Annotated in this window: 13 protein-coding genes; 10 read left to right on the forward strand and 3 right to left on the reverse strand. The window is 60.6% G+C overall.

Translation table 11 applies throughout. The features are described 5' to 3' along the window. Positions 1-1379: AbgT family transporter (locus B7L72_RS11500; RefSeq protein WP_081194819.1), on the reverse strand; the 1379-nt coding region annotated here is incomplete at its 3' end. Positions 1380-1430: 51 nt separating this feature from the next. Beyond that, complete coding sequence (locus tag B7L72_RS11505; RefSeq protein ID WP_081194446.1) at positions 1431-2600, reverse strand: M20 metallopeptidase family protein; 1170 nt, start codon at positions 2598-2600, stop codon at positions 1431-1433. A 430-nt stretch (positions 2601-3030) separates the two neighbouring features. On the opposite strand from B7L72_RS11505, the gene B7L72_RS11510 reads away from it, so the two are divergent. Further along, on the forward strand, positions 3031-3846 hold the full coding sequence (locus B7L72_RS11510; RefSeq protein ID WP_081194448.1) for an alpha/beta fold hydrolase: 816 nt from the start codon (positions 3031-3033) through the stop codon (positions 3844-3846). Between the two features lie 24 nt (positions 3847-3870). Here the strand turns inward: B7L72_RS11510 and speB are convergent, their stop codons facing one another. After that, on the reverse strand, positions 3871-4776 hold the full coding sequence (speB, locus tag B7L72_RS11515) for an agmatinase (protein ID WP_081136031.1): 906 nt from the start codon (positions 4774-4776) through the stop codon (positions 3871-3873). Positions 4777-4933: 157 nt separating this feature from the next. Here speB and B7L72_RS11520 point away from each other — a divergent pair, with 157 nt between their 5' ends. From B7L72_RS11520 to B7L72_RS11555, 9 genes are all read left to right on the forward strand, one after another. Beyond that, positions 4934-5854: a LysR family transcriptional regulator gene (locus tag B7L72_RS11520; RefSeq protein WP_081194450.1), complete on the forward strand. Its 921-nt coding sequence runs from the start codon at positions 4934-4936 to the stop codon at positions 5852-5854. A gap of 197 nt (positions 5855-6051) precedes the next feature. Further along, on the forward strand, positions 6052-7623 hold the full coding sequence (locus B7L72_RS11525; RefSeq protein WP_081194452.1) for a Re/Si-specific NAD(P)(+) transhydrogenase subunit alpha: 1572 nt from the start codon (positions 6052-6054) through the stop codon (positions 7621-7623). A 16-nt stretch (positions 7624-7639) separates the two neighbouring features. Next, positions 7640-9085: an NAD(P)(+) transhydrogenase (Re/Si-specific) subunit beta gene (locus B7L72_RS11530; RefSeq protein ID WP_081194454.1), complete on the forward strand. Its 1446-nt coding sequence runs from the start codon at positions 7640-7642 to the stop codon at positions 9083-9085. Between the two features lie 336 nt (positions 9086-9421). Next, positions 9422-11575 carry a catalase/peroxidase HPI gene (katG, locus tag B7L72_RS11535; RefSeq protein ID WP_081194456.1) on the forward strand — a complete coding sequence of 718 codons (2154 nt, stop codon included), beginning with the start codon at positions 9422-9424 and terminating at the stop codon, positions 11573-11575. A 260-nt stretch (positions 11576-11835) separates the two neighbouring features. Beyond that, the gene (locus B7L72_RS11540; RefSeq protein WP_016915307.1) at positions 11836-12084 is read left to right on the forward strand and encodes a helix-turn-helix domain-containing protein; all 249 of its coding nucleotides are present in this window, start codon (positions 11836-11838) and stop codon (positions 12082-12084) included. Between the two features lie 3 nt (positions 12085-12087). Continuing rightward, complete coding sequence (locus tag B7L72_RS18290; protein ID WP_254893806.1) at positions 12088-12246, forward strand: HipA N-terminal domain-containing protein; 159 nt, start codon at positions 12088-12090, stop codon at positions 12244-12246. Positions 12247-12347: 101 nt separating this feature from the next. Further along, positions 12348-13493, forward strand: a complete 1146-nt coding sequence (locus tag B7L72_RS11545; RefSeq protein WP_081194458.1) for an RNA-guided endonuclease TnpB family protein — start codon at positions 12348-12350, stop codon at positions 13491-13493. Between the two features lies 1 nt (position 13494). Further along, positions 13495-13902, forward strand: coding sequence for a HipA N-terminal domain-containing protein (locus B7L72_RS11550; protein ID WP_446718568.1), 408 nt, complete (start codon positions 13495-13497; stop codon positions 13900-13902). Between the two features lie 321 nt (positions 13903-14223). Beyond that, entirely contained in the window at positions 14224-16245 is a 2022-nt protein-coding gene (locus tag B7L72_RS11555) for a PhoX family protein (protein WP_081194460.1), read from the forward strand. The last annotated feature ends 10 nt before the right edge of the window (positions 16246-16255 follow it).

The following is a 16255-nucleotide window of genomic DNA, read 5'->3' on the forward strand; positions in this document are numbered from 1 at the left end:
AGCCCCATGTCCGGTTTGTAACGCTGCATGTACACCAGTGCCACCGAAAAGTAGGGGCTCATGGGCGAGATGATGTTGGTGCTGGAGTCGCCGATGCGGAACATCGCCAGCACGAAGGCTGGGTCGAAGTCGATCATCATCAGCATGGGCACGAACACCGGTGCCATCAACGCCCATTGGGCCGAGCCGCTGGTCATGAAGATGTTGAGGGTGGCGCTCATGACGATGAACGCGCCCACCAGCGGTAGCCCGGTGAAGCCCGTGCTCTGGAGAATGTTGGAGCCCTCGATGGCGATATACTGCCCCAGTGCCGACCAGCCGAAATAGGCGATGAACTGGGAAATGGCAAAGAACAGCACCAGCGTGGGGGCCAGGTCGCTGGCAGATTCGGCCATGCGCTGCGGGACGTCGCGACTGCTGGTGATCTTGCCCGTGGTGATGCCATACACCAGGCCAATCGTCACGAAGTAGAGAAACATCAGCGGCACGAGAGAGCTCAAAAACGGCGAGGGAATCAAACCGCCGTCATCGTTGCGCAGCGGCGAGGCCTCCGGCAGCACGGCCAGTAACACCAGCGCGATGTACGCCAGTGTTGCCAGCCCCACGCGCTTGAGCCCCCGGCGTTCCGAAGCGGTCAACTCAGGCGTTACCACGTCGGTCTTGAAGTCCTTGCTCATGGGCAGCGTGCGCTGCAGGCGGGGCTCCACGACCTTGTCGATCAACAAGGTGCCGACCATCGCCAGCACGAAGACCGAACAGGCAACGAAGTAGTAGTTGTCGACGGGCGAGACATACGCCTCTGGGTCGACCAGCCGCGCTGCTTCCGTGGTGATGCCCGCGAACAGCGCATCCCCGACGGTGATGAACAGGCTGGCATCGAAGCCGGCCCCGGCGGCGGCATAGGCCGCCGCGGCTCCGGCCACCGGGTGGCGGCCAACGGAGTAATAGACCATGGCCGCCAAGGGGATCAAAATCAGGTAGTTGGCATCTGATGCAATGCTGCCGCAAATGCCGGCCATGAAGACACAAAACGTCAACAGCGATGGGGGAGCCTTGGCCACGCTGACCTGCATGAGCGTCGACATCAAGCCCACCTTGTCGGCCAGGCCGATACCGAACATCACCACCAGAATCAGCCCCAGCGGCGGGAAGTTCACGAAGTTGCTGACCACGCTGGTCAGCATGAACTCGACCCCCTCGGCCGATAGCAGGCTGCGCACGACGACCTCATCGCCGGTTTGGGGGTTGATGGCCGAGACGCCCAGTACCGACAGCAGGGCCGAGACCACGACCACCAGAGCGGCGAGCACCGTAAACAGAATAAAGGGGTGCGGCAGCTTGTTGCCCACCCGTTCAATGGAAGTCAGAACACCTTGCATGATTGAATCCTAATTGAGACGTTGTTATTGCAATCGTGTTGGGAGTGCCGCTCAGCGGCGCTGGAGCAGTGAACGGGCCAGCGCTACGAACATCCCGGCGGCCACCGGCAAGATGGCATCGTTGAAGTCGTAATGTTCGTTGTGGAGGTACGCGCTGTCGCCATTGCCCACGAAGAAGAAGCAGCCAGGCACCTCTTGCAGGTAGAAGGCAAAATCTTCGGCGCCCATGGTGGGCATGTAATCGAGCTGTTGGATGTCTGGGCTTACCCCCTGCTCGGTAGCGATGGCCAGCACCTGCCGTGACCACTCGGCGTCGTTGACCAGCGGCGGAATCTGGTGCTGATGCTCCATCGAGAAGCGGGCGCCGTGGGCGGCACACACCCCGGCCACCACTTGTTCCAGTTTGCCCACTAGGGCGTTGCGCGAGCTTTCACGGTCGCTGCGAATATTGACCAGCAGCTCTGCCGTGCCCGGAATGACATTGGCGGCATCGCCCGCATGAAAGGCGGCCACGGTGATCACGCCAGCTTCCAACGGTGATTTGTGGCGGCCCACCAGCCCTTGCAACTGCTGCACCAGCGACGCCCCCACATAAATGGGGTCGACCGCCAGATGCGGCATGGCAGCGTGGCCCGATACGCCCGACAAGGTGATCTTGAAGGTATCGTTACCGCCCATGGCCGGGCCGGGTTTGACGAACAGCTGCCCTGCGGGAAAGCCTGGGCGGTTGTGGTAGCCAAAAATGGCCTCTACCTGCGGGTGCTGGAGCACGCCGGCCTTGACCATTTTATCTGCACCGTTGCCGCCTTCTTCACCCGGTTGAAACAGCAGCTTGATGTAGCCGCAAAGCTGGTCGCGCTGGGCGATGATGGCTTCTGCGGCCAGCAGCAGCGTGGCGGTGTGCCCGTCGTGGCCGCAGGCATGCATTAGCCCATCGCGCTGGGAGCGGTGCTCGAACGCGTTGGCTTCCCTGATGGGCAGGGCATCCATATCAGCCCGAAAGGCGATCACGGGACCGGGGCGGCCGGTATCCAGCTCGGCCATGACGCCGGTGGTCGCCAGGCCTTCGGTCACGTGATACCCCAGGTCGCGCAAGCGCTGGGCCACGAGGCGGGCGGTCTGCGTTTCCTCGAACTTCAGCTCTGGGTGTTGGTGCAACTGGTGCCGGATGGCAACCGCTGCGTCGACCTGTGCGTCATCGAAAAAGGGGGTATAAGGCATTTCCTGTCCTCTGGTGCCGTTGTCAGTGTCGTTATGGGCATCTATCACGCTAAGCGACTTGGCGGGCAGGAACGAGTACCAGAAAACGTTGGGATTGTTGCTTGTGGAGCAACACTCGGCGTTACCGAGCAGGCTGGCTGCCAGCCGCTCGCTTCATTAGGCTGCGGATGTGCGTCGTTCAGGAACGTGTTTTTGGTACTGCCGTCCCGCGAAACCGCTTGGGGAGTTTCGATGAAAGGTGTCGCGATCTTAGTGGGCAGCTGGAGCAGGCGAGAAACAATCGTTCACGATTTCGGAGTGTCCACCGCCATTTCGTTATGTAACGATGGCATGGACAAGGTATGAAGGGTGGCGGGCATGACCGGCAGGTGGGGGGGCAGGCCCTGAAGTGACCATCGAGATGGCGCGGTGTGCCAACAAGCGAGGACCTATGCTGACCAAAGAGCGGGTGATGTTTCGTAATAACGTCAAAGTCATGGGCAGCGGCGACACCACGCTGATCCTGGCCCATGGGTTTGGCTGCGATCAGAACATGTGGCAGTACCTGGTGCCCAGGTTGAAAGACACCTATACCCTGGTACTGTTCGACTACGTCGGGTCGGGGGATTCGCTGAAATCCGACTTCAACGAGGTGCGCTATAGCACGCTGGATGGCTATGCCCGAGATGTCATCGAAGTGTGTGAAGCGCTGGAATTGACCGATGCGGTGTTTGTCGGCCACTCCGTCAGCAGCAATATCGGTTTGTTGGCTGCCGCACAGGCGCCTGAACGGATTACCCGGCAGGTGATGGTGTGCCCTTCGCCGTGCTTTTTGAACATGCCCCCCGACTATTTCGGTGGGTTCGAAAAGGCCGACCTGGATGCACTGATCGACTTGATGGAGAGCAGCCATACCGGCTGGGCCGAGTACCTGGCGCCTATCGTGGTGGGGGAAGAGGGCACCGAAGACCTCGTCGGCGAGCTGTCGGAGAGTTTCTGCTCCTCCGACCCGACCGTGGCCAAGACCTTTGCCGTGGCAACGTTCTTTTCCGATTATCGTTACCTGCTGCCCATCTCGGAACACCCGACGCTGATCCTGCAAAGCGAGGATGACAAGCTGGCCAGCGTGGCCGTGGGTGAGTTCGTGCATCAGCTGATGCCCAACAGCCTGCTCAGCGTCATGCCTACCAAAGGGCATTGCATTCACATGACCCACCCGGACGCCGTCGCCGAGCAGGTCATTAGCTGGCTTCACAAAGCTGCCTGAGCGATGGCCCAGGCGGCTTTGCCATCACTTGACGGGCTTGGAAGCCGCCAGCGTGTAGAGGAATTCCAGCCCTAACGTGGCGGCAGCCAGCGAGGTGATGTCGCCGTGATCATAGGCCGGATTGACTTCCACCAAATCCATGCCCACCAGCTCCATGCCGACCATGCCGCGCACCACCTTGAGCATCAGGTCCGTGGAGAGACCACCGCATACGGGGGTGCCGGTGCCGGGCGCAAAGGCCGGGTCGAGGCCGTCGATATCCAGCGTCACGTAGGCGGGGTGATGACCAACCCGCGCGCGAATGCGCTCCAGCACTGCCGCCGGGCCGTGGTCGTTCACCCAGTCGGCGTCCAGCACCTCGTAAGGGTGGTTGTGGCGGTCGTAGCTGGTACGAATACCAATCTGCAGTGAATGCTCCGGGACGACCAGGCCTTCCTTCAGTGCATGATGGAAGATGGTGCCGTGATCATAGCGTGTGCCTTGCTCGTAAGTATCGGTGTGAGCATCGAAATGAATCAGCGCCAGCGGGCCGTGTTCACGGGCATGGGCACGCAGCAGCGGCAGGCTGATGTAGTGGTCGCCGCCCAGCGTCAGCATCTTTTTGCCCGCTTTCAGCCAGCGCATGGCGTGGCTTTCCAGGTTGTCGATCAGGCTATCCGGTTCGCCGTAGGCGTAGTCCAGGTTGCCGGCATCGCAGACCCGCAAGCGCTCTTCCAACGCAAAATCCCACGGCCAGCGCTTGCCTTCCCAAATCAGGTTCGCCGTGCTTTGGCGAATCGCATTAGGCCCCATGCGCGTGCCCGAGCGTCCGGAGCAGGCCAGATCAAACGGCACACCGCTGACCACGACTTCGGCGTCGGTAGCGCTTGGGTCGGTGGCTTTGGGTACCCCCATGAAGGTGGAGATGACGTCACCAAACAGGCTCGGCATGATCTGCCATGGGTTCACCTAATGTGTTCTCCTATCAGCGTGCAGCGGGGGAAACGTGGGTTCGCGAGGCGAGAAAGCGCGACGATAAGGAATTTTTGGCGATGAATGAAATGAATGTTTAGAATGAAATTATTCATCTTGTGGATAGTGAGCCCTCATGCGTTCGTTACGCCATTTTGACCTGAATTTGCTGCTCGTCTTCGAGATGCTGATGCGCGAGCGCCATGTCACCCGTGCGGCGGAAAAGCTCCATTTGAGCCAGCCCGCCCTGAGTCATGCGCTCAAGCGCCTGCGTGAAGCGCTGGATGACCCGCTGCTGGTGCGTTCCGGGCAAGGGCTGCAGCCGACCCCCCGTGCCTTGGCACTGTTGCCGGTCGTGCAGCAATCCCTGGCCGCCCTGCAGGCGGGTCTGGCGCCCCCCGCGACCTTTGCGGCCGCCACCAGTACGCGGCACTTCACCCTGGCCACCACGGATTATTTCGAGGAGGTCATGTACCCGGCGTTTTTGAGCCAGCTGCTGCGCAGTGCGCCCGGTCTCAGTTTTTCGATAGAGCTGATTACCCCCGACGTGCTGAACGAGGCGCTGGAGCAGCGCCAGGTGGATATGGTGGTGGGGCTGGATCGCCAATCGTCGTTGCCTAGCGGAGTCGTGCAAACGCCCTGGCTGCATGAGCAGCTGGTGTGCCTTGCGGCGCAGCACAACCCCCACGTGGGAGATGCGCTGACGCTGGAAGCGTTTGCTCAGCTGGCGCACGTCGAGTTGGCCGACATCAGTGGCTTGCTGCCCAGCCCCATCGAGAACTGCCTGGCTCAGCACGGGCTGACGCGCCGTGTCATCTCCAGAAACTTGAACTACATTGCCGCTGCCCGCGTGGTCGCCCTCACCGATGCCATCATGACCCTGCCACGCCAGATGGCCGAGCGCTTCGTGGCCATGCTGCCGGTACGCATGGTGACACCTCCCGCCGCGCTGCCCGCCCTCAACATGACGCTGATCCAACATCAGCTTTACCTCAATGCCCCAGCCAACGTGTGGCTCACCGATCAACTGATGGCCTTTGCCAGCAGCACCCGCTAGCAGTGCCCCGAGATGTCGTCGCTCTACAACCGGGTTGAATCGAAGGTTGAATGGCCACTGGCGGGCCTGGCGTTAGATCCTAAACTGCTAACGAGCAACGCCATGGCGTTGCCATGACACGACGGCGTACCCGCTTCTGAGGTTGGCAATACACGGGGAGAGGCGTGCGCAGGGCGGGCTAACCAGGGAGAACGCGTGTGAAAATAGGCGCACCAAAAGAGAGTGCTAAAGGCGAGGCGCGGGTCGCGCTGACGCCGGACAGCGCACAGCAGCTCCACAAGCTGGGCCATGAGTGCCTGGTAGAAGCGGGTGCGGGGGCAGGGGCCGGGTTCAGTGATGAGGCGTACCGGGCGGCTGGCGTCACCGTGGTCGAACGCGCCGAGGCGCTATGGCAAGAAGCCGACGTGGTCGTCAAGGTACGTGAGCCCTCCGAGCAAGAGGCGCAGTGGCTGCGCGAAGGCCAAACGCTGATCGCGTTCTTCTGGCCAGCCCAACACGCGGCGCTGCTGGAAACCTGCAAAGCTCAGGGCGCCACCGTGATTGCCATGGACATGGTGCCGCGTATTTCTCGGGCCCAGAAGATGGATGCGCTCTCTTCCATGGCCAACATTGCGGGCTATCGGGCGGTGATCGAGGCGGGCAACAATTTTGGCCGCTTCTTTACTGGCCAGGTGACCGCTGCGGGCAAGGTGCCCCCTGCCAAGGTGCTGGTGATCGGGGCGGGCGTGGCGGGGTTGGCGGCAATCGGTACCGCTACCAGCCTGGGGGCTGTGGTGCGCGCCTTCGATGTACGCCCGGAAGTTTCCGAGCAGATCGAGTCCATGGGCGCCGAGTTTCTGTTCCTCGATTTCGAAGACGCCCAGGACGGCGCGGAAAGCGGTGGCTATGCCTCGCCCTCCAGCCCTGAGTTTCGGGAAAAGCAGCTGGCATGTTTCCGCGCGCAGGCGCCCGAGGTGGACATCGTCATCACCACGGCACTGATTCCTGGCAAACCCGCGCCCAAACTGTGGTTGGACGACATGGTGGCGGCCATGAAACCCGGCTCGGTGATCGTCGATCTGGCCGCCGAAAAGGGCGGCAACTGCGACCTCACCCAGCCCGATGCGCGCGTGGTGAGCGATAACGGCGTAGTGGTGATTGGCTATACCGACTTCCCCTCACGCATGGCCACCCAGGCGTCGTTGCTGTATGCCACCAACATTCGCCATATGCTCAGTGACTTGACGCCGGAGAAGGATGGCGTGCTCCACCACAATATGGATGACGACGTGATTCGTGGGGCCACGGTGACCCACCAGGGGGAAATCACCTTTCCTCCACCTCCGCCCAAGGTCAAAGCCATTGGCGCGGCCAAGCCGAAGAAGAAAGAGAAGCAGCCCTCGCCGGAAGAGAGGAAGGCCACCGAACAGGCGGCTTTCAAAGCACAGACCAAACGCCAGGTCGGCCTGTTGGCGGCAGGCGGTGCCGTGATGCTGCTGCTGGGGCAAGTCGCGCCAGCGTCGTTCATGCAGCATTTTATCGTCTTCGTGCTGGCTTGCTTCATTGGCTTCCAGGTGATCTGGAACGTGAGCCACTCGCTGCATACGCCGCTCATGGCGGTGACCAATGCCATTTCCGGGATCATCATCCTGGGGGCCATCCTGCAGATGGGGTCGGGGAGCGGTGTGGTGAGCGTGCTGGCGGCGATTTCGGTACTGATCGCGTCTATCAATATCGTGGGTGGCTTCCAGGTGACACGCCGGATGCTGGCCATGTTCCAGAAATCCTGAGCGGCGGAGAAACGATATGCTAGGACAAGGGTTCGTATCTGCCGCGGCCATTGCGGCCAGCGTGCTGTTCATTCTTTCGTTGGGTGGGCTGAGCAACCAGGAAAAGGCCAAACGTGCCGTATGGTACGGCATCGTCGGGATGGCGGTGGCGGTGCTGTTCACCGCCTTCGGCCCCGGTATTGGCGGCTATGGGTGGCTGATCCCGATGATGGTGATCGGCGCCGGGATAGGGATTTACGTGGCGGGCAAGGTCGAGATGACCGAAATGCCTCAACTGGTCGCGGCGCTGCACAGCTTTGTCGGGTTGGCGGCGGTGTTCGTGGCCTGGAGTGCCGACCTGGAGCGTCGCCGAGTGATGACCGCGCGGGCTGCCGATGGCGTGATGCAGGAGTTTTCTGCGTTTGCTGCGCTGGTGGCCACCAAGGCACCGGACGAGCTGACCTTTCTGCAGATCGAGGTCGTGTTCGCCATCTTCATCGGCGCGGTGACCTTTACCGGCTCCGTGGTGGCCTTTGGCAAACTGGCAGGCAAGGTGGACGGCAAACCTCGCCAACTGCCCGGTGGACATAGGCTCAATGCCGGAGCGGCGGCGCTGTCGCTCTTGCTGGCGATCCTGTACCTCAATGGCGCGGGCTTCTGGACACTGCTCCTGCTGGCGGCACTGGCGTTCTTCATTGGCTACCACCTGATCATGGGCATCGGCGGGGCGGACATGCCCGTGGTGGTGTCGATGCTCAACAGCTACTCCGGCTGGGCGGCGGCGGCGGTGGGCTTCACCCTCTCCAATGACCTGTTGATCGTGACCGGGGCCCTGGTGGGTTCCTCCGGTGCCATTCTCTCCTACATCATGTGCAAGGCGATGAACCGCAACTTCATCAGCGTGATTCTGGGGGGCTTTGGGGGCACTCAGGGGCCTGCCGCCGAGATCGAAGGCGAGCAGGTGGCCATCGATGCCAGCGGCGTTGCCTCGGCCTTGAACGACGCCGACAGTGTCATCATCGTGCCCGGGTACGGTATGGCCGTGGCGCAGGCGCAGGCGGCGGTCAGCGACCTGGTACGCAAGTTGCGCGCTGCGGGTAAAACCGTGCGCTTTGCGATTCATCCGGTGGCTGGGCGTTTGCCGGGGCACATGAACGTGCTGCTGGCGGAAGCCAAGGTGCCCTACGATATCGTGCTGGAAATGGACGAAATCAACGACGACTTCGCCACCACCGACGTGGTTATCGTCATCGGCTCCAATGACATCGTGAACCCTGCCGCCGAAGAGGACCCCAACAGCCCCATCGCGGGCATGCCGGTACTCAAGGTGTGGGAAGCCAAGCAGGTGTTCGTCAGCAAGCGTGGCCAGGGCACCGGCTACTCGGGCATCGAGAACCCGCTGTTCTTCAAGGAGAACACGCGAATGTTCTACGGCGATGCACGGGATAGCGTGAATGCCCTGCTACCGCTGGTCGAAGGATGAGTGACGCCAAAAGATGAACTCGGGGAGCCCATGGGCTCCCCGATTTGTTGGCGGGTGTTGATGAAGATCGTGACATGCACTTGATAGTGGCTATCTTGGAAAGAGATGATGGAGCGCGTTCGATGCCCAAGGCATTGGCACGCTTGGGATGATTTTCAATAGTCGAGAGCTATTGGTCTGGTCGTAAAATGCAAATTGTGGCTATTAGCAAGGTGCTATAAAACTGTGACACATCAATAATGCATCCGAGGCGTCAGCAATCATCGTCTTCAGCGCAGATGCACTGTACTTGTTCCCTTGGTCATTCCAAGGCATAGAGCAATAAGGGAGAGAGCTATGAGCGGTAAATGTCCTGTCATGCATGGCGGCAACACATCGACTGGTACTTCCAATAAGGATTGGTGGCCGGAAGGTCTGAATCTGGATATCTTGCATCAGCAAGACCGTAAATCGAACCCGATGGACGCAGACTTCAATTACCGTGAAGAAGTGCGCAAGCTCGACTTCGACGCACTGAAAAAAGACGTTCATGCGCTGATGACCGATAGCCAGGAGTGGTGGCCCGCTGATTGGGGACACTACGGCGGCTTGATGATTCGCATGGCGTGGCACTCTGCAGGCACCTACCGCATCGCCGATGGCCGTGGGGGCGGTGGCACTGGCAGCCAGCGTTTTGCGCCGCTCAACTCCTGGCCGGACAACGTCAGCCTGGATAAGGCGCGTCGTCTGCTGTGGCCGATCAAGAAAAAGTACGGCAACAAGATCAGCTGGGCCGACCTGATGATCCTGGCAGGTACCGTGGCCTATGAGTCCATGGGCCTGCCCGCCTACGGCTTCTCGTTTGGCCGTGCGGATATCTGGGAGCCGGAAAAAGATATCTATTGGGGCGACGAAAAAGAGTGGCTGGCGCCCTCCGACGAGCGCTACGGCGATGTCGAAAAGCCCGAGACCATGGAAAACCCGCTGGCGGCCGTTCAGATGGGGCTTATCTATGTGAACCCGGAAGGCGTGAATGGCCAGCCCGACCCGCTGAAAACCGCTCAGCAAGTGCGCGAAACCTTTGCTCGCATGGCGATGAACGACGAAGAAACGGCCGCGCTGACGGCGGGTGGTCACACCGTCGGTAAATGTCATGGTAACGGCGATGCCGGTGCGCTGGGTGCCGAGCCAGAAGCGTCCGATGTCGAAAACCAGGGCTTTGGCTGGAATAACCCGCACATGGACGGTAAAGCCAGCAAGGCGGTCACGTCGGGCATCGAAGGGGCGTGGACGACCAACCCCACCAAGTTCGACATGGGCTACTTCGACTTGCTGTTCGGCTACGAGTGGGAGCTGAGAAAAAGCCCCGCCGGTGCCCACCAGTGGGAGCCGATCGATATCAAAGAAGAAGACAAGCCGGTCGATGCCACCGACCCCTCCATTCGCCATAACCCGATCATGACCGATGCGGACATGGCGATGAAGGTGGATCCGACGTATCGCGCCATCTGTGAAAAATTCATGGCGGACCCGGAGTACTTCAAGCAGACCTTCGCGAAGGCCTGGTTCAAGCTGACCCACCGCGACCTGGGCCCGAAAGCGCGCTACATCGGCCCGGAAGTACCGGCGGAAGACCTGATCTGGCAAGACCCGGTGCCCGCAGGCAGCACCGACTACTGTGAAGAAGTCGTCAAGCAGAAGATTGCGGCCAGCGGTTTGTCCATCGGCGAGATGGTCGCGACGGCCTGGGACAGTGCCCGTACCTATCGTGGTTCCGACATGCGCGGTGGCGCCAACGGCGCGCGTATTCGTCTGGCACCGCAAAAGGATTGGCAGGGCAACGAGCCCGAGCGTTTGGCCAAAGTGCTCAGCGTTTACGAGCAGATTTCAGCCGACACCGGTGCCAGCGTGGCGGATATCATCGTGCTGGCGGGTAGCGTCGGTATCGAGCAAGCTGCCAAGGCGGCGGGCTACGATATCCGTGTGCCCTTCCTGAAAGGCCGTGGCGACACCACTGACGAGCTGACCGATGCGGACTCCTTCGCACCGCTGGAGCCGCTGGCCGATGGCTTCCGCAACTGGCAGAAGAAAGAGTACATCGTGAAGCCGGAAGAGATGTTGCTCGACCGTGCGCAGCTGATGGGCCTGACAGGCCCGGAAATGACCGTGCTGCTGGGTGGCATGCGTGTGCTGGGCACCAACTACGGTGGCACCAAGCACGGCGTCTTCACGGACCGTGAAGGCCAGTTGACCAACGACTTCTTCGTCAACCTGACCGACATGGCCAACACCTGGAAGCCGGTGGGCAGCAACGCCTACGAAATTCGCGACCGCAAGACCGGTGCCGTGAAATGGACCGCCTCGCGGGTGGATCTGGTGTTTGGCTCCAACTCGCTGCTGCGCTCCTACGCCGAAGTGTATGCCCAGGACGATAACGCCGAGAAATTCGTCAAGGATTTCGTGTCCGCCTGGACGAAGGTGATGAATGCGGATCGCTTTGACGTCGCGTAATCACTATTAGTGCCAGCAAAAACCCCGCATCTCAAGATGCGGGGTTTTTGTATCTGCAGCCCTCGAGTCTTTACGTGCCAAAGTCCTTTCTGAGGTGCTCTGAACATGCTACGGCCAACAGGCATATCAAGAAATCCTCTACAGCGGATAATTGCGAAAAATCCTTTACAGAGGATAAAATGCGTCTTATCCGCTAAAAGGGATAGATCCAAGGGGCCGTCCTGAGGAATCGTTCTGAGACATCGTTCTGAGACATAGCCATGAAAATTACCTCACCCGATATGCTGGCCAAGGCCTTGAAAGAAGCCCGCTCCCATAATGGCATGAGCCAGAAAGATGCCGCCGAACAGGTCGGCATCAAACAAGCCACCGTCTCCGCTTTCGAGAATCACCCGGAAAAAAGCCGCGTTGAAACGCTCTTCAAACTGATGGCTGCCCTCGGGCTAGAATTACATGTGGCAAAGAGAGAGAGTAAGCAAAGTGAACAGGTGTGGGATGAGGAGTGGTAACCAGTGGCTAACCTGACGGTAGCACTCAACGGTATCGAGGTAGGCCGACTCAGCCTCGGCCGTTCCGGCGCCATGGCTTTCCGCTATCTGCCTGAATGGCTAGACCGCCCCGGCGCACGCGCTATTTCATCAGTCTTTGCGCGAGAAACCCCGCACTTCTAGTGCGGGGAGGGATAGCGCGTCGTCCGTCAGGACGACCCTGTTCTCGCTGCCTCCCTCTCTGGTGGTTGCCATCTTACAGCTAATGGCATATTTTGTGAGGCATGACGAAACGCGCCTACAAATACCGCTTCTACCCGACGCCTGAGCAGGAACAGCTCCTGGCTCGGACGTTTGGGTGTGTGCGCTTCGTCTACAACGCAGTGCTTCGCTATCGCACCGATGCGTTCTACGCGCGCAAGGAAAAGGTCGGCTACGTAGCGGCGAACGCCGAGTTGTCGCGCATGAAGAAGGCTGACGATACCGCGTTTCTCAACGAGGTCAGCTCGGTCCCGCTTCAACAGTGCCTTCGCCACCAGCAGACGGCCTTCAAGAACTTCTTCGAGGGCCGAGCCAGGTACCCGAGCTTCAAGAGCAAGCGGCACCGCCAGTCGGCGGAGTTCACTCGCTCGGCCTTCAAGTACCGCGACGGCAAGTTGTTTCTTGCCAAGTGCAAGGAACCGCTGGCGATCCGCTGGAGCCGTGAATTGCCCAGCGAACCGACCACCGTCACCGTATCCAAGGACGCCGCAGGGCGCTACTTCGTCAGCTGCCTCTGCGAGTTCTCGCCCGAGACGCTGCCCGTGACCCCGAAAATGGTGGGCATCGACCTCGGCCTGAAAGACCTGTTCGTCACCAGCGACGGGCATCGAATCGGCAATCCCCGCCATACGGCGAAATACGCGACCCGGCTGGCCAGGGCACAGCGTCGGCTGAGTAAGAAGCAGCGCGGCTCGAAGAACCGTGCCAAGGCCAGGCAGAAAGTCGCCCGCCTTCACGCCAGGATCTCCGATTGCCGGATGGACAACTTGCACAAGCTGTCCCGCCAGATCGTCAACGAGAACCAAGTGATCTGCGTCGAGTCCCTCAAGGTGAAGAACATGCTGCGCAATCGCTCGCTGGCCAAGTCGATCAGCGATGCGGGCTGGGGCGAATTCGTCCGGCAGCTGGCGTATAAGGCCGACTGGGCGGGCCGGCAACTGTCGGCCATCGACCAGTGGTATCCCTCCAGCAAACGCTGTTCTGGCTGCGGGCATGTGATGCCCGAGATGCCGTTGCAGGTTCGGACCTGGACGTGCCCCGAGTGCGCCGCCGATAACGACCGCGACATCAATGCCGCGCTTAACATTAAAGCCGCCGGGCTGGCGGTGTTAGCCCTTGGAGAGAATGTAAGCGGCATGGAGCCAGTCTCCGTGTCCGATTCTCGTTGAATTGGGAATCCTCGTCCTTCAGGGCGAGGAGCAGTCAATATCCATGCCGTTATCTTCGGCAAGCTATCGTGGCGCGGTGGTTTACAACTTCTTCGATAACCTGCTGCCCGACTCCGAGGCGATTCGCGCCAGAATGCAGGCAAAATTTCAGCTGGCGACCGGACACCCCTTTGACCTTCTCGCCGCCGTAGGCCGTGATTGTATCGGCGCTATTCAGCTGTATCCCGAGACAGACACCATACCCAATGTTCGACAGATCACAGCAGAGCCGCTGGATGAGACGGATATCGCGACATTGCTCAGCGGCTACCAAGAGTTGCCGCTTGGCATGCATCGTGATGGAGACTTCAGAATCTCGCTCGCCGGGGCGCAGGAAAAAATGGCTCTGCTTTGGCACAGGGAACGCTGACCATCATACAGAGCATACTCGCACAGGCTGACGTAGCCATGAGCCGGGTAGCGGCGCTGCTGCCGGATGATTTTCCTGACACCGTGAGTGCCCCCATCATGGAAGGACTGGGTCGACAGCTCAAGAGACTGGAAAAGGATATAAACCAATGACACCTGCTCCCTGTTCAGGTGCTATTCAGGCTTCGTCAAACCTTCACTCAACTGTCACGAGCATGACATGTTGCGCGCCGATGCTGCTGAGCAAGCCATATTGGCTGTTTCTCATATAAGCCAGCAAATGGTTAAGCCAGCAGTGGGCCGCTCATCAGGGAGATGTATCATGACGAAGAAAACCGTGGCAGGCAGTGTCGATAGCGTAATGGCTCAGGGGGATGAGCCGCTCAGCAACCGTTCCAGCAATGCCTATTTTGGCGATATTCTGGAGCGTCGCTTGAGCCGCCGAGGCGTCCTCAAAGGGGGGCTGGCAACGGTGATCGCGGGCCTGATGGCGACCAGGCTGCCGTTGACGCAAGCGCTGGCCGCCAATGCGGGCGCGGGTTCACCCACCATGGGATTCAACCCGGTAGGTATCAGCGCTGCTGATAACGTCGTGGTGCCTGCGGGCTATCGCGTGCAAAGCTTCATCCCCTGGGGAACGCCCATCACGGGCGATATGCCCGCGTTCAGCCTGGAAGCTTCCGGGGAGCAGCAGGCGCATCAGGTGGGCAGCCATCACGACGGCATGCACTTCTTTGCGCTGAACGGCAGCTCCACCGACGGCCTGTTGGTGCTCAACCATGAATACGTGGAACCACGCTTCTTGCACGCAGCGGCCAGTGGCCTGGCGCTGGACCGCAATGGCTTTCCTCAGCATGACGATGGCAGCCGCGATGCCGATCAGGTGATCAAGGAGATGAATGCCCACGGCGTGAGTGTCGTGCGCGTTCGTGCCAATGAGCAAGGCGAGTGGGAAGTGGTGCAGGATGCCCTGAACCGCCGCATTACTGCCCAAACGCCCATGCAGCTCTCGGGCCCGGTGGCGGGCACGGAGCACCTGATTACCCAGTACAGCCCGGAAGGCCTGATGACGCGTGGCACCTTGAACAACTGTGCCCACGGGGTCACGCCCTGGAACACCTACCTGGCAGCCGAAGAGAACTGGGCGGGCTATTTTGCTAACACGGATACCGACATCGATCGTCGCCAGGCGCGCTACGGGATCGAAACCCGCGACACCGGTCGTTATCAGTGGCACCGTGCCGATCAGCAGAGCGATCAGTTCAGCCGCTTCGATGCCAGTAGCCGAGGAGCCAGCCCGGCAGAGGACTTCCGTAACGAACCTCATACGTTTGGCTGGATGGTCGAAATCGACCCGATGAACCCCGATTCCGTGCCGGTCAAGCGTACCCACCTGGGGCGCTTTGCCCATGAAGGCGTCATCTTTGCCCCTGCGGTGGAAGGGCAGCCCGTGGTGGCGTACTCCGGGGACGACTCGCGCTTCGAGTACATCTACAAGTTCGTTTCACGGCGCCCCTTCGACGCCGCGACGGCGGACGGCAGCCTGTTGGATGAAGGCACGCTTTATGTGGCCAGGTTCAACGATGATGGCAGCGGCGAGTGGTTGGCGCTGGCCCCCGGCCAGAACGGCCTGACGCCCGAGAATGGCTTTGCGGACCTGGCGGATATCCTGGTCAATACGCGCAGTGCCGCCGACCATGTGGGCGCCACCAGGATGGATCGCCCGGAGTGGGGCGCCGTCGACCCGCAAACCGGCGACGTCTACTTCACGCTGACCAACAATACGCGCCGCGCAGAGGGCGACGAGCACCCCGCCAACCCGCGCGCCAACAACAGCTTTGGCCATATCATCCGCTGGCAGGAAGAGGGCACTCACGCAGGCGAGCGCTTTGTCTGGGACCTGTTCGTGCTGGCAGGCGACCAGGACGATAGCCGCGACCTGGCGGGCAATGCGCTGGTAGAAGACAACATCTTTGCCAGCCCCGACGGCCTGTGGATCGATGCCGACCGCCGAGTATGGATACAGACCGACATCAGCGAATCCGAAATGAACACCGGTATCTACGAAGTCTTCGGCAACAACCAGATGCTGGTCGCCAACCCGGAAACCGGCGAGATCAAGCGCTTCCTGACCGGGCCTGTGGGCCAGGAAATCACCGGCGTGGTGACTACTCCAGACCAGCGCACCATGTTCGTCAACGTCCAGCACCCTGGCGCCACCACCACCGAAGACGCCTTTGCCGAAGGCCGCTTCACCAGCCATTGGCCGGAGGGCGGCAGCGCCATCCCGCGTTCCGCCACGCTGGTCATCACCCGTGAAGATGGCGGCATTATCGGCGCGTGAGTAGTGCTCT

This window comes from Halomonas sp. BC1, assembly GCF_002078135.1.
GTDB classification, from domain to species: Bacteria; Pseudomonadota; Gammaproteobacteria; order Pseudomonadales; family Halomonadaceae; genus Vreelandella; species Vreelandella stevensii.

Excerpts from the sequence above, each read along its gene's own strand:
- speB (WP_081136031.1), bottom strand. The coding sequence starts at position 4,776 with ATGCCGAGCCTGTTTGGTGACGTCATCTCCACCTTCATGGGGGTACCC.
- katG (WP_081194456.1), top strand. The coding sequence starts at position 9,422 with ATGAGCGGTAAATGTCCTGTCATGCATGGCGGCAACACATCGACTGGT.
- B7L72_RS11510 (WP_081194448.1), top strand. The coding sequence starts at position 3,031 with ATGCTGACCAAAGAGCGGGTGATGTTTCGTAATAACGTCAAAGTCATG.
- B7L72_RS11555 (WP_081194460.1), top strand. The coding sequence starts at position 14,224 with ATGACGAAGAAAACCGTGGCAGGCAGTGTCGATAGCGTAATGGCTCAG.
- B7L72_RS11505 (WP_081194446.1), bottom strand. The coding sequence starts at position 2,600 with ATGCCTTATACCCCCTTTTTCGATGACGCACAGGTCGACGCAGCGGTT.
- B7L72_RS11520 (WP_081194450.1), top strand. The coding sequence starts at position 4,934 with ATGCGTTCGTTACGCCATTTTGACCTGAATTTGCTGCTCGTCTTCGAG.
- B7L72_RS11545 (WP_081194458.1), top strand. The coding sequence starts at position 12,348 with ATGACGAAACGCGCCTACAAATACCGCTTCTACCCGACGCCTGAGCAG.
- B7L72_RS11530 (WP_081194454.1), top strand. The coding sequence starts at position 7,640 with ATGCTAGGACAAGGGTTCGTATCTGCCGCGGCCATTGCGGCCAGCGTG.
- B7L72_RS11540 (WP_016915307.1), top strand. The coding sequence starts at position 11,836 with ATGAAAATTACCTCACCCGATATGCTGGCCAAGGCCTTGAAAGAAGCC.